This window comes from Streptomyces xylophagus (assembly GCF_000716435.1).
In the GTDB taxonomy this organism is placed as follows: Bacteria; Actinomycetota; Actinomycetes; order Streptomycetales; family Streptomycetaceae; genus Streptomyces; species Streptomyces xylophagus.
Genome location: NZ_JNWO01000027.1, coordinates 23,094 through 36,030 on the forward strand (window position 1 = coordinate 23,094; position 12,937 = coordinate 36,030).

A 12,937-nucleotide genomic window follows, 5' to 3' on the forward strand; every position below is an offset into this window, starting at 1 on the left:
GTCGCGATGCCACCGAAATGACATTGATTTCCGATCACTCACGGGCCGGGTTCGACGTGTTGCGATCGAGAGCTGGTCAACTCCCCATTGCGGCGGGTGCGGAGAGCGGAATTCCGCGATCGTCGTTGCGTGAACGCGATGGATGGGGGACACCGCTTGCTCGTCGCGCCGGTCGGCTGTCTGCTGGCGGCCACGCCGGGACTGCTGATCGGCCGGGTGCAGCCGATCCTGCCGCTGCTGGCGATCGGCCCGCTGATGGCCGCGACCTTCCTGGGCGCCCGCCGTACGGTCCTGGTCTGCTGCTGGACGGTGCTGCTCGCGCTGGCGGCGGGTCTCGGTGCGGGGACACAGCTGAGTGCCGGGTTCGCCGCCTGCTGGGGCGGACTGCTGGTGGGCTGCGCGTGCAGCGTGTACGCGGCGTGGCAGCGCGGCCGGCTGCGGGAGCGGCTCGCGGAGACGCGGGAGGTGGCCCGGATCACCCAGGAGGCGATCCTGCGGCCCGTCTCCCGCACCCTCTCCGGCACACACGTCAGCACCCGCTACCACTGCGCGAGCCGTGAGTCGTCGGTCGGCGGCGATCTGTACGACCTCGCGGTGACGCCGTACGGACTGCGGGTCCTCGTCGGGGACGCGCGCGGGCACGGGCTCGACGCGCTGCGGACGGCGGCCGACACGATCACCATGTTCCGCGAACTCGCTTATACGGCAACGGACTTGGCGACCCTGGCGAGGGCACTGGACGCCCGGCTGTCCCCCGGCCTCGGTGCCGAGGACTTCGTGACGGCGGTGCTGGCGGAGTTCGGTCCTGGCGAGGTGCGGCTGGTCAACTGCGGTCATCCGGCGCCCCTGCGCTCCGGGCAGCGCCTGGAACTCCTCGAACCCCGGGTGCCCTCCCTGCCGTTGGGCCTGCACCCGGAACCGCGCCAGTACCGGGTCCGGCTCCAGCCCGGCGACCGCCTCCTGCTCTACACCGACGGCCTGACCGAGGCCCGCGCCCCCGACGGCACCCCGTTCGCGCTCCTCACCGAGTCGGCGACGGCCCTCAGCGAACCGATGCCGGACGCGGCGCTGCACGCCCTGTACGAGCGGCTGCTCGCCCACACCGGCGGCCCGCCCACCGACGACCTGGCACTCGTCCTGTGCCAGCCGACGGGGGTGACGGCGCCGGTGCGGGTCTGAGGCCTGTCGCGGGTCTGGGCCAAAACCTGTCCGCGAGTCCGAGCCCGTCCGTCCCGGCTCAGCCGAGCTTGAGCAGCAGCTCTGCCAGCTCGCCCGGCACGGTGATCATGCAGTCGTGGCCGCTCTCCAGTTCCCACACCTGTGCCGGGGTGCCGTTGGGCTGGGTCGCGGGGACCGGGCGCCGTTCGAAGCCCTCGGGCTCGCTGCCCACGCAGTGGATGTGGGTCCGGGGGATCGCGTGCGCGGCGGGGTTCCCCAGCCGGACCGGTTGCCGGAGGGTGAGCGCCGACTGGTCGGAGAGCGTCGTGCGCAGCCAGGCGATGTCCGTCGGGTCGGTGACCCCGAACAGGCCGCCGGGCGGCGGGAGTTCGGGCAGCGGCGGAATCCGCCAGGGGGTGTCCGACTGCGCGGCGAGGTCGATCAGGACCTGGGTCACGGGCAGGATGTCGGCCGCGGTCTCGCCGTCCTCCGGGACCATCGCGTCGAGATACACCAGCTGGGCAATCCGGTCCGGGACCCGGTCGGCCACGGACGAGATGACCAGCCCGCCGTAGCTGTGCCCCACGAGGACCACCTCGGTGAGGCCTTCGTCAGTGATCAGCCCGACGACGTCGTCGACGTGCGTGTCGAGCCCCACCTCGGGGCCGAGCAGGTGCGCCTTGTCGCCGTGGCCGGTCAGCGACGGCGTGAGCACCCGGTGCCCGGCCGCGGTCAGCAGCGGGACCAACCGCTCCCAGGCCTGCCCGCTGTGCCAGGCACCGTGAACCAGTAGATATGTGGACATGGCTGTAGCTCCTCGTTGTGGTCGTCGGGATGGCCGGCGTCGCTGAACAGGAACAGCACGCCCTCGGCCGGCCACCGGTGACGCTGCCGCCCGGCCCCCGCCCCAGCCAGGGCCCCGGCGACCCTGGGGGCGACAGGACCAGGCACGCGTGAGACACACGAATTACAGTGCGGAAATGGCCGACGAACCGAACCCGCTGGGCGAGTACGTGCGCGCCCGCCGCGAACTCGTCACCCCCGAACAGGCCGGCGTCCCCGTCTTCGGGGTACGACGGGTACCGGGCCTGCGCCGGGAAGAGGTCGCGATGCTCGCCGGCATCAGCGCCGACTACTACCTGCGCCTGGAACAGGGCCGCGACCGCCACCCCTCCGTCCAGGTCCTGGAATCCATCGCCCGCGTCCTGCTGCTCGACGACGACGCGACCGCCCACCTGCTGCGCCTGGGCGCCGACAGCCCCCGACGCCACCGCCGCCGCCCTCGTCCCCGCAAGGAGACCGTCCCGCCGGGCATCACCAAGCTCCTCGCCACGCTCCCGCTCCCCGCACTGGTCGAGGGCCGCTACTTCGACGTCCTCGCCGCCAACGCCCTGGCGACCGCGCTGTCCCCGCGCTTCACGGCGGGCGCCAACCGCCTCCGGTCCCTGTTCCTCGACCCGGCCGAGCAGGCGCTCTACCCGTACTGGGAGGGCGCCGCCGGGGGCATGGTCGCGGGCTTCCGCGAGTCCGTCGGCACGGACACGGACGATCCCCGTTTCATCGAGCTGGTCGGTGAACTCTCCCTCGCCAGCCCGCTGTTCAGCCGCCTCTGGGCCCGCCACGACGTCCAGGCATGCGAAGCCCCCCGAAGTACATCGACCATCCCCAGGTCGGCGGCCTGCAGCTCAACCGCGAGCGACTGAGCATCGACGGCACGGCGGGCCAGACCCTGGTCATCTACCACCCGGACCCGGGCACGGACGCGGCCGACAAGCTGGCGCTGCTCGCGTCAGCGATACAGACACCGGCGCAGACACCGGCACCGGCACCGCGTCAGTCGCGGTAACGGGGCGCGGGCGGATAGAAGTCGCCGTACGGGCCCAACCACCGTTCGTGCAGGGCGCGAAGCCTGCCCGACGCACGCAACTGCGCAAGCACACCGTTGATGAAGCGGACCAGTTCCGGTGTCTTCTTAGCGACAGCGATCCCGTGCGGCTCGTAGGTGAACCGTGGGCCGGTGATGCGGGTGGCGGGGTCCTGGGCGCTCAGTCCGGCGAGGACGTTGTCCGTGGTCGACACGGCGGCCACGTCGCCCTGCTGCAACAGGAGAAGACAGTCGGTCCAGTCGGAGACGGTCACCGGCCGCACTGCCGGGCGGGCGCGGCGCAACTCGGCCAGTGAGGTGGTGCCTTGGGCCGTGCACACCTTCTGTCCGGCGAGATCGGCCAGGTTCCGCACCGGGGAGGTGTCGGTGACGAGGACACGCTGGCCGGAATCGAGGTAGTCGCTGCTGAACAGCACCCGTTCCATGCGCTCGCAGGTGATCGTCATCGAGTGCGCGACCAGGTCGACCTGGCCGCGTTCCAGTATCTCGACGCGTTGTGCGGACGGCACGGTCTTGAACTGCACCCGGTCCGGCCGCCCGAACAGGGCGCGGGAGATCTCTCGCACCAAGTCGATGTCGAGCCCGTCCAGTTCACCGGTATCGGAGTCGCGATAGCCGAAGAGATAGGTGTTCTGGTCCACTCCGACGATCAGCCGCCCGCGCGCGACGATCTTCTCCATCGCGGTACCGCTCGGCATCCGGCCGCCCGCCGCCGGCATGTGGGCCGGCGGCTTCAGCGACCGCAGCCGATCACAGTTCTCGCCGGTCGCGGCCGAGGCACTCGCCGACGCACTGGCGGCGGGTACGGACGCCCCGGCGGATGAACGCCCGTGCGGAGCGGACGAGTTCGTGCAGGACACCGTCAGCGTCATCGCGGCCAGCGACGCCACGAGCGCGGGAAGGAGCCGGTGGCGGAGCGCGGCCCGGCGGGTCGCCGCGACGACCGACGAATGTCCCTCTTCTCCACGTGCCCGAAGTTCCCTCACACTGCCCCGCAGTCCTCGGAACCCAACCGAAGACGCCGTCCGGCGCCCCGGCCCGTCACCCACTCGTCGGCGGTGACGCGTTCACGTCGACTCGCGGTTCCCCTCGTCGCGCAGAACACCATGCCCAGGCAGAAACGCCAGCAACCGGACCAACTCCTCGGCCTCACCGAGCAGTTCGACCTCACGCGACGTCATGGTCGGATTCGCCGCACGCCTCCGCCGCGCTTCCTCCAGCCCCGCCTCCGTGAGATCGGAGGGCTCGGCGAGGAGTGCGGCGAGCATCGCGCGGGCCGGACCGGCGATGGGTTCGCCGGCCACGGCGACCTGGGCGAGGATGATCGCGGAGAGACCCCAGTCGAGAGCAGGGTCACCGTCCTCAGTGGTACCCCAGTCGATGACGCGGGGACCGTCGGCGGTGAGCAGCACGTTCTCCGGGTGGAGGTCGAGGTGCAGCACCCGGGTGCCGGGGCGCCGACCGGGGATCGCGTGCAACTGCCGTAGCAGCGCGGCGAGTACGGTCCCCGCCTCCCGCGCGTCGATCGCGCCCGCGACGAACGCCTCCAGCATGGTCGGCCCGGCGAGCCGCTCCATCACAAGATCCGTGCGCGAGGTGCGCGAGGTAAGCGAGTTCGGCGAATCGCCCGGTCGCACCCGTGGCACGGGATAGCCGTAGGCCCGCACATGCTCCATCACCGCGCCCTCGGCCGCCGCGTCCCCCCAGTCCTCCCGGTTGCGGCGCAGCACCCAGGCCTCGTCGATCTCGTACACGTCCGCGGTGCGGCCGGACCCGATCAGCTTCCCCGTCACCGACATGGCCAGAACCTATCGGGCCCGCCGGACCGGGCAACCCCCACCCACAGCGGGCGCCCAGGTTGCCCGTACAGTGGCCGGGTCGTCATCACACCCGTACGGGGGGAAGCCGGTGCAATTCCGGCGCTGACCCGCAACCGTAAACCGATCCCCGCCAGGACCGGTGAGCCGGACCGCCCCGCACGGCACGTGACCGGCTCACACGCACCGTCGAGGAATACGGAGCCGAGCCGCCCGGGGGTGATCCCGTGCGCCGCCGTGCTCCCCACAGGGGAAGGCACCCGCCGATCATGAACGTCCGCCGCAAGGCCGCGGCCCTGGCCGCCGGCATCACCGTCACCGTGATCGCCGCAACACCCGCCGCAGTAGCCGCCGGTCCGTCCCCGTCGCCGTCCGTGGCGATACCCGACGGGCTCTACGGCACCTCCGACCCCACCTACGACGGCGTCTGGCGTCAGTCCCTCGCCCTGCTCGCGCAGAACGCCGTCGGCGTGGACCCCGCCGACAAGGCGGTGGCGTGGCTGGCCGGGCAGCAGTGCGCCAACGGCGCCTTCGCCGCGTTCCGGGCCGACCCCGGCAAGGCGTGCGACGCCAAGCTCATGGTCGACACGAACAGCACGGCCGCCGCCGTACAGGCACTCTCGACGCTGACGATCACCTACGACTCCCAAGTCGCCAAGGCCGTCAAGTGGCTGAAGTCAGTCGAGAACGCCGACGGCGGCTGGGGCTACTCCCCCGGTGGAGCCAGCGACGCGAACTCCACCGCCGTCGTGATGGGCGCGCTCGGCGACGCCGGCTTGACCGTGCCGAACATCAGCAAGAACGGAAAGTCCCCCTACGACGCGCTCCGGAAGCTCGCGCTGCCCTGCGACAACGGCCCCGACGCGGGCGCCTTCGCCTACCAGCCCGACAAGAAGGGCAAGCTCGTCGCCAACGCGGACGCGACCGCCGCAGCCGTGCTCGGCCTGGACGGCGACTCACTGCCCGGGAACCCACAGAACGACGCCGAGGCCCCCACGGACTGCACGAACCCGGATACCGACGTCCCCGAGATCGCGCTGAGCCTCAACGGCGCCCGCTGGCTCACCCAGGCCATGGCCAAGGACGGCCACCTGACCTCCGCGCTCCCCGGCGCCAAGCCCCAGCCCGACTACGGCAACACGGCCGACGCGATCGTCGCCCTGTCGTCCCTCGGCCTGCACGACCAGGCAGCCAAGCCCCTGCACTGGCTGGAGACCCACTCCAAGGCGTGGGCCGCACAGGGCGGTCCGGCCGCCTACGCCCAACTCGTCTTCGTGGCGACCACCGCGAAGGGCGCCGACGTCCACGACTTCGGCGGCCAGGACCTCGTCACCCTGCTGAACGCGACCGGCCCGACCCCCAAGGACATCGAGGCCCCGCTCACCGCGGGCCCGACCCAGAACACGGCCTCCGACGACAACGACGGTTCCCTGAACGTCGCTTGGGCGGTCGGCGGCGCCCTCCTCGTCGTAGCGATCGCCGGCGTCGTGTTCACCGTCCGAGGCCGAAAGCGCGAGCAGCAGCCATGACCCGCCGCCCTTCCCTCATCCTCCTCCTCACCACCCTCCTGCTCACCCTCACCGCCAACACCCAGGCGCAGGCGTCCGGTTACCGCTACTGGTCCTTCTGGGACCGCACCGGCACCCACTGGACCTACGCCACCCAGGGCCCCTCCACCACCCACCCCGACGACGGCACCGTCCAGGGCTTCCGCTTCGCGGTGAGCGAAGACTCGGCGGACGCGCAACAACCTCGGTCCCCGGCACCCGACTTCGCGAAGATCTGCGCCAACTCCCCATCAACGCAGGGCAAGAAGCGCATCGCGCTCGTCATCGACTTCGGCACGCCGTCCGACGCCCCGTCCGGCGAAACCCCACCGGCTCTCCGCACCGCCTGCGCCTCGGTACCCCCCGACGCAACAACGGCAGAGGCACTGGCAACGGTCGCAAAGCCCCTCCGCTACGACACGAACGCCTTGCTGTGCGCGATCGAGGGATATCCGCAACAGGGATGCGGAGAGCAGATCACGAAGAACACCGCGCCACCTCACAACGGCCCCTCGGTGGGCCTGCTAGCGGGCGCGGCGGCGGTCGCACTCCTGGGCATGGCAGCGATATGGCAGACCCGAAGGCGCAAACATGCCTGAGGAAGGCGCCCCAAAGGGGCGCGGGGAACTGCGCGCCCAGCCACGACGCAGCCGCACCCGCCAAACGACACACAGCGGCACATCCTCAGGCGCCCCCAACCCCCCGAACTCCCTACACCCCGGCGCCTGGTGGACCTGGTCCCTCGGCCTCGCCACCGCCGCCACCCGCACCACCAACCCCCTCCTCCTATCCCTCCTGATCACGGTCTCGGCCTACGTCGTAGCAACACACCGCACCCCCACCCCCAGCTCCCACTCCTACACCGCCTTCGCAAAACTCGGACTCGCCGTACTCCTCATCCGCCTGGCCTTCGCAACAATCCTCGGCTCCCCCATCCCCGGCACCCACGTACTCCTCACGCTCCCCCAAGTCCCGCTCCCCCACTGGGCGCAAGGCATCCGCCTAGGCGGCAAGGTCACCGCCGAGGGTCTGACCTTCGCGTTCTACGACGCCCTGAAACTAGCCACGCTCCTCCTCTGCGTCGGCGCGGCGAACGCCCTCGCGAACCCCGCCCGCCTCCTCAAGTCCCTGCCCGGCGCCCTGTACGAGACCGGCGTCGCGGTGGTCGTGGCGCTCACCTTCGCCCCGAACCTCATCGCCGACGCCCAACGCCTGCGCGCAGCCCGTCGACTCCGGGGCCGCCCCGACCGTGGCCTGCGCGGCCTGCTGCACGTCGGACTCCCGGTCCTGGAGGGCGCGTTGGAGCGTTCGGTCGCCCTCGCCGCCGCGATGGACGCGCGAGGTTACGGCCGTACGGCCCAAGTCCCCGCCTCCGTACGCCGTACGACCGCCGCCCTCACCCTCGGCGGACTGCTCGGTGTCTGCGCGGGAACGTACGGGCTGCTCACCGCCGAAGGCGGGACGTACGGGCTGCCGTTGCTGCTCGCCGGGGTCGTCGCCGCGCTGGCGGGCCTGCGGTTGGGTGGCCGCCGTACGCTCCGCACCCGGTACCGCCCGGACGCGTGGGACCTGCGGGCCTGGCTGGTCACGTGCTCGGGGGTATCCGTGGCGGCGCTACTCACCCTCGCCGCCACCCGCGACCCCGCCGCCCTGAACCCCGGCGTGATCCCCCTGGTCGCACCGACCCTCCCCCTCTGGCCGGCGGCTGCCGTACTGCTGGGCCTGGCCCCCGCGTTCCTCACCTCCAAGCCCTCCAAGCCCTCCAAGTCCCCCAGGGAGCCGTCGTGATCCGCTTCGAGGATGTCTCCGTGACGTACGACGGGGCGGCCCAACCCGCCGTCCAGGGCGTCGACTTCGAGGTGCCGGAAGGCGAACTCGTGCTGCTGGTGGGCCCGTCGGGTGTCGGCAAGTCCACGGTGCTCGGCGCGGTGAGCGGACTGGTCCCGCACTTCACGGGCGGCACCCTGCGCGGCCGGGTGACTGTCGCCGGGCGCGACACCCGCACCCACAAGCCGCGCGAACTCGCCGATGTCGTGGGCACGGTGGGCCAGGACCCTCTCTCCCACTTCGTGACGGACACGGTCGAGGACGAACTCGCCTACGGAATGGAGTCGTTGGGCATCGCCCCCGAGGTGATGCGCCGCCGCGTCGAGGAGACCCTGGACCTCCTGGGCCTCGCCGAACTGCGTAACCGCCTCCTCGCCACCCTCTCCGGAGGCCAGCAGCAACGCGTCGCGATCGGCTCGGTCCTCACCCCGCACCCCAGGGTCCTGGTCCTCGACGAACCGACCTCGGCACTCGACCCGGCCGCCGCCGAGGAGGTCCTCGCGGTTCTCCAACGCCTGGTCCACGACCTCGGCACGACCGTCCTCCTCGCCGAACACCGCCTGGAGCGCGTCATCCAGTACGCCGACCAGGTCGCCCTCCTCCCGGCTCCCGGCGCACCACCGGTCCTCGGCACCCCGGCGGAGGTGATGGCCGTATCTCCCGTGTACCCACCGGTGGTTGGCCTGGGCCGCCTCGCCGACTGGACCCCGCTGCCCCTCACGGTCCGGGACGCGCGGCGACGGGCGGGAGACCTGCGGGAGCGGCTCGCGGGACGGGAACCGGCACGCGGCGCCACCCCCGTCACCGGGTCACTCCCCAACCCCCGCCCGAGCACCTCCCGTTGGCGCGTACGCAAGCAGACGGCGACCTCAACTCGCGTACAGGCAGCGACCCCAACTCCCGTACAGACGGCGGAAGTCCGCGTCCTCACCGTCCGCCGCGCCCATGCGGAAGCCCTGCACCACATCGACCTCACCATCACCCCCGGCGAGACCATCGCCCTCATGGGCCGCAACGGCGCCGGCAAGTCCACCCTCCTCAACACCCTCGTCGGCCTGGTCACCCCCACCTCCGGATCGGTCCGGGTAGGCGGCCTCACCCCGCACCGCACCGCGCCCCGCGACCTCGTACGCCGCGCGGGTCTCGTCCCGCAGGAACCGCGTGACCTGCTTTACGCGGACACGGTCGCCGCCGAGTGCACGGCCGCCGACGCGGACGCGGGCGCCGCACCGGGCACGTGTCGTGCGCTCGTCTCCGAGCTCCTCCCCGGGGTGACCGACGGCATCCACCCCCGCGATCTCTCCGAGGGCCAGCGCCTCGCCCTCGCGCTGGCGATCGTCCTGACGGCCCGCCCACCCCTACTCCTTCTCGACGAGCCGACCCGGGGCCTCGACTACGCGGCCAAGTCCCGCCTGGTCACGATCCTGCGCGCGCTCGCCGCCGAGGGCCACGCGATCGTCCTGGCCACCCACGACGTGGAGTTGGCGGCCGAACTCGCCCACCGGGTCGTCCTGCTCGCCGACGGAGAGGTGATCGCCGACGGCCCGACCGCCGAGGTGGTCGTGGCGTCCCCGTCCTTCGCCCCGCAGACGACGAAGATCCTGGCCCCGCAGCAGTGGCTGACGGTGTCCGAGGTCCGCGAGGCCCTGGCATGAGGCCGATCCCCCTCACCCCCCGCTCCACCGCCGCCCTCACCCTGGTCACCGCCACCGGCATCGCGGCCTTCACCTGGCCGTTCCTCGCCCCGCCCGCCTCGCAAGTCGCCGCGCACTCCCAGGACGCTCCCTGGCTGTTCGCGGGCCTGCTCGTCCTCCTCGTCGCGGTCGTCGCCGCGGCGATCTCGGAGTCGGGACTCGGCCCGAAAGCCGTGGCCATGCTCGGCGTCCTCGCCGCCACCGGCGCCGCCCTGCGCCCCATCGGGGCCGGTACCGCCGGTATCGAGCCGATGTTCTTCCTCATGCTGTTGAGCGGACGCGTCCTCGGACCCGGTTTCGGGTTCGTGCTCGGCAACGTCACGATGTTCGCGTCGGCGCTGCTCACCGGCGGGGTCGGCCCATGGATGCCGTTCCAGATGCTGGCGATGGGCTGGTTCACGATGGGCGCGGGGCTGCTGCCGATCCCCGGCCGACTGCGCGGTCGTAGCGAGGTCGTCGTTCTCGCCTGTTACGGCTTCGTCGCCGCGTTCGGCTATGGCACTGCGATGAACCTGGCCGGATGGCCCTTCATGGGGGCGCTCGCCTCGTCCGTCGCCTTCGACCCGCAGGGCACCGTCCCCGCGAATCTGGCGCGTTTCGTGGCCTACTGTCTGGCCACCTCCCTGGGGTGGGACCTGGGGCGTGCCGTCGTCACCGTCGTGCTCACGCTCACCCTCGGGCCGACGCTGCTGAGGGCGCTGCGCCGGGCCACGCGACGGGCCGCGTTCGAGACGCCGGTCACGTTCGACGGACCCCCTGTGTGAGGGGGCGTACGCCGACCGTCACAGAGGTGGTGAAGCACCCCACATGACCCATGTCACCAACGATGGGGAGTAGTAGCCGATATGGGTGACATGTACGCATCCTCCACCCCTCTGACCTGGGGCTTGAGAGCCACGTCACACAGTTCACCATTCACCCACATGCGACCACAACTAGTAAAAGGGGTCTTTGCGGACACGGATCGAGAGTGCTTCTCTGGAGCAGTCGCACGGCGCCGACGAGCCCTCACGGGCCTCGGCGCCGACGCATTGCCACCGCCGCGCACCGCGTGACACCGGCAGGCGTACGACGTCTCTGTCCCCGAAGAAACAGGTTCTCCGTGTCCGTCTCCCGCATCGTCGCTCGCATCGCCTCCCCGAAGAAGGCCCTGACCGCCGTCGCTCTGGCCGCCGCCACCACCGGCATGGTGCTGACCTCGGCCCCCGCTCAGGCCGCGACGACCTCCGCCTCCTCCGCTCAGTCGATCGCGCACAAGATGATCCCGAGCGCCGCGCAGTACAACGCGTTCAGCAAGATCGTCGAGCACGAGAGCGGCTGGAACGTCACCGCCACGAACTCCTCCTCCGGCGCCTACGGCCTGGTCCAGGCCCTCCCGGGCTCGAAGATGGCCTCGGCCGGCTCCGACTGGAAGACCAACCCCGCCACGCAGATCAAGTGGGGTCTGGACTACATGAACTCCCGCTACGGCAGCCCCGCCGCGGCCTGGAGCTTCTGGCAGTCCAACGGCTGGTACTGATCACCGGCCCACACACACGCACCTAGCGGCGGTCCCCGGCTCTCCGGGGGCCGCCGCTACATTGCGTTCATGGACCAGAACACGGACCAGAACACCCCGCCCCCTTCCTACGACCGTGAGGCGCGCGGCGTGCGGCTGGTGGTCGTGCTGCTGGGGCTGACCGTGGTCAGCGGGCTCATCGACGCCGTCAGCTATCTGGGCCTCGGCCATGTCTTCACCGCGAACATGACCGGCAACGTGGTCGTCCTCGGCTTCGCCGCCGCCGGAGCGCCCGGCTTCTCGGTGTCGCACACCCTCACCTCCCTCGGCGCCTTTCTCGTGGGCGCGGTGGCCGGGGGCCGGATCGCGGTACGGATGGACACCGGTTCGCGCCGCACCTGGGCCCGGGTGAGTCTCGGCGCGGAGGCACTGCTCGTGGGCGTGGCCGCCGTGATCGCCTTCGCGGCACCGGGCGACAGCGGCATCACGTACCCCTTGATCGCCCTCACCGCCTTCGCGATGGGCCTGCGCAACGCGACCGTCCGCAAGCTCAAGGTCTCCAACTTCTCCACCACCACGGTCCTGACGATGACCATGACCGGTCTGGTCGCCGACTCGGTCTCGGGCGCCACTTCCGGCCCCGGCGCGCTGCGCCGCGTCCTCGCGGTCGTCGCGATGGTCACCGGCGCGTTCCTCGGCGCCTGGCTCACTCTGCATCACGGTCTGCGCTACCCACTCCTGATCGCGGCCCTGGCCGCCGGGTTGTTCGCCGCGACGGCATCCGGACGGGAGTAGCCCAAAGCCCGGCCAAGAAGGCAGAATTCGTGCGTCTTAGTCCCACGATCAAGAGGATCGATCACACATGATCACGCTCACGAAGGAAGACGGTCCGGCGGATCTGGACGGAGTGACCCATCTGGAGATCGGGGCGTCCTGGGACCCCACCGTCGGCAGCAGCGGCGGCTTCATCGGGAAGCTGCGTCAGAAGGCCGGTACGGACCTCGATCTCATCGCCATCGCGATGCAGGGCCAGGACCCGGTACGGCTCGCGGGGCTCGACTCCGTGGACCCGCTGGGCAACGGCTCGCTGGTGCACAGCGGGGACAACCAGACCGGCAAGGGTGAGGGCGACGACGAGACGGTGACCGTCGACCTCGCGCGGATACCCACCAACATCACGTCGATCGTCTTCGTGGCCGCCGCCTACAAGAAGGGCAGTTCCTTCCAGAAGGCACGGAACATCGCCTTCAAGGTGTACGACGCGACGGGCGGCAGCACCCAGCAGGTCGCCGAGATCTGGCCCAACCTGCTCAGCGACCACAACAGCTGCGCGGTCGCCAAGGCGGTCCGGGACGGCGGCAGTTGGAAGCTCCAGGTCATCAACGAGACCGGGAGGATCAAGCAGGGGGACGAGCGGGAGCTCATGAAGTTCGCGGTACGGAAGTAAGCACAGCGGTGAACGAGGACGGGCCGGCGGCGCCGGGATGCCGCCGGCCCGAGCTGTGCGTTCA

12 protein-coding genes, 1 pseudogene and 1 riboswitch are annotated in these 12,937 nt (G+C 71.2%); of the genes and pseudogenes, 10 read left to right on the top strand and 3 right to left on the bottom strand.

The window, feature by feature from the left end:
• Positions 1 to 138: 138 nt before the first annotated feature.
• Positions 139 to 1,179 (top strand): PP2C family protein-serine/threonine phosphatase, encoded by a 1,041-nt coding sequence (locus tag OO70_RS40950; protein ID WP_234337056.1) that lies wholly within the window; start codon positions 139 to 141, stop codon positions 1,177 to 1,179.
• Positions 1,180 to 1,237: 58 nt separating this feature from the next.
• On the opposite strand, the gene OO70_RS40955 is transcribed toward OO70_RS40950, so the two are convergent.
• Positions 1,238 to 1,963, bottom strand: a complete 726-nt coding sequence (locus tag OO70_RS40955; protein WP_043683708.1) for an alpha/beta fold hydrolase — start codon at positions 1,961 to 1,963, stop codon at positions 1,238 to 1,240.
• 175 nt (positions 1,964 to 2,138) lie between these two features.
• Between OO70_RS40955 and OO70_RS40960 the strand changes: the two are divergent.
• Positions 2,139 to 3,004 (top strand): annotated as a pseudogene (locus OO70_RS40960) (helix-turn-helix domain-containing protein).
• Here OO70_RS40960 and OO70_RS40965 read toward each other — a convergent pair.
• Positions 2,992 to 4,029 (bottom strand): glutamate ABC transporter substrate-binding protein, encoded by a 1,038-nt coding sequence (locus tag OO70_RS40965; protein ID WP_234337053.1) that lies wholly within the window; start codon positions 4,027 to 4,029, stop codon positions 2,992 to 2,994. The pseudogene OO70_RS40960 and the gene OO70_RS40965 sit on opposite strands and share 13 nt — an antisense overlap.
• A gap of 81 nt (positions 4,030 to 4,110) precedes the next feature.
• Positions 4,111 to 4,842: a phosphotransferase gene (locus OO70_RS40970; protein WP_043683711.1), complete on the bottom strand. Its 732-nt coding sequence runs from the start codon at positions 4,840 to 4,842 to the stop codon at positions 4,111 to 4,113.
• Positions 4,843 to 4,881: 39 nt separating this feature from the next.
• Positions 4,882 to 5,012: riboswitch (cobalamin riboswitch) on the top strand.
• A 117-nt stretch (positions 5,013 to 5,129) separates the two neighbouring features.
• Between OO70_RS40970 and OO70_RS40975 the strand changes: the two genes are divergently transcribed.
• The 8 genes from OO70_RS40975 to OO70_RS41010 all read left to right on the top strand — a co-directional run bounded on the left by OO70_RS40975 (position 5,130) and on the right by OO70_RS41010 (position 12,873).
• Positions 5,130 to 6,389: a prenyltransferase/squalene oxidase repeat-containing protein gene (locus OO70_RS40975; RefSeq protein ID WP_043683713.1), complete on the top strand. Its 1,260-nt coding sequence runs from the start codon at positions 5,130 to 5,132 to the stop codon at positions 6,387 to 6,389.
• Entirely contained in the window at positions 6,386 to 7,006 is a 621-nt protein-coding gene (locus OO70_RS40980) for an SCO2322 family protein (protein WP_043683716.1), read from the top strand. The genes OO70_RS40975 and OO70_RS40980 overlap by 4 nt, the downstream gene beginning before the upstream one ends.
• The gene (locus OO70_RS40985; RefSeq protein WP_043683719.1) at positions 6,999 to 8,195 is read left to right on the top strand and encodes an energy-coupling factor transporter transmembrane component T; all 1,197 of its coding nucleotides are present in this window, start codon (positions 6,999 to 7,001) and stop codon (positions 8,193 to 8,195) included. Before OO70_RS40980 ends, OO70_RS40985 begins: the two co-directional genes overlap by 8 nt.
• Positions 8,192 to 9,889, top strand: coding sequence for an ABC transporter ATP-binding protein (locus OO70_RS40990; protein ID WP_043683722.1), 1,698 nt, complete (start codon positions 8,192 to 8,194; stop codon positions 9,887 to 9,889). The genes OO70_RS40985 and OO70_RS40990 overlap by 4 nt, the downstream gene beginning before the upstream one ends.
• Positions 9,886 to 10,692: an ECF transporter S component gene (locus OO70_RS40995; RefSeq protein WP_043683724.1), complete on the top strand. Its 807-nt coding sequence runs from the start codon at positions 9,886 to 9,888 to the stop codon at positions 10,690 to 10,692. Before OO70_RS40990 ends, OO70_RS40995 begins: the two co-directional genes overlap by 4 nt.
• A 338-nt stretch (positions 10,693 to 11,030) precedes the next feature.
• A complete protein-coding gene (locus OO70_RS41000; protein WP_043683727.1) occupies positions 11,031 to 11,447 on the top strand; it encodes an aggregation-promoting factor C-terminal-like domain-containing protein in 417 nt (138 codons plus the stop codon).
• A 69-nt stretch (positions 11,448 to 11,516) separates the two neighbouring features.
• On the top strand, positions 11,517 to 12,221 hold the full coding sequence (locus tag OO70_RS41005; RefSeq protein ID WP_043683730.1) for a YoaK family protein: 705 nt from the start codon (positions 11,517 to 11,519) through the stop codon (positions 12,219 to 12,221).
• A 67-nt stretch (positions 12,222 to 12,288) separates the two neighbouring features.
• Positions 12,289 to 12,873, top strand: coding sequence for a TerD family protein (locus tag OO70_RS41010; RefSeq protein WP_043683733.1), 585 nt, complete (start codon positions 12,289 to 12,291; stop codon positions 12,871 to 12,873).
• Positions 12,874 to 12,937: the final 64 nt, after the last annotated feature.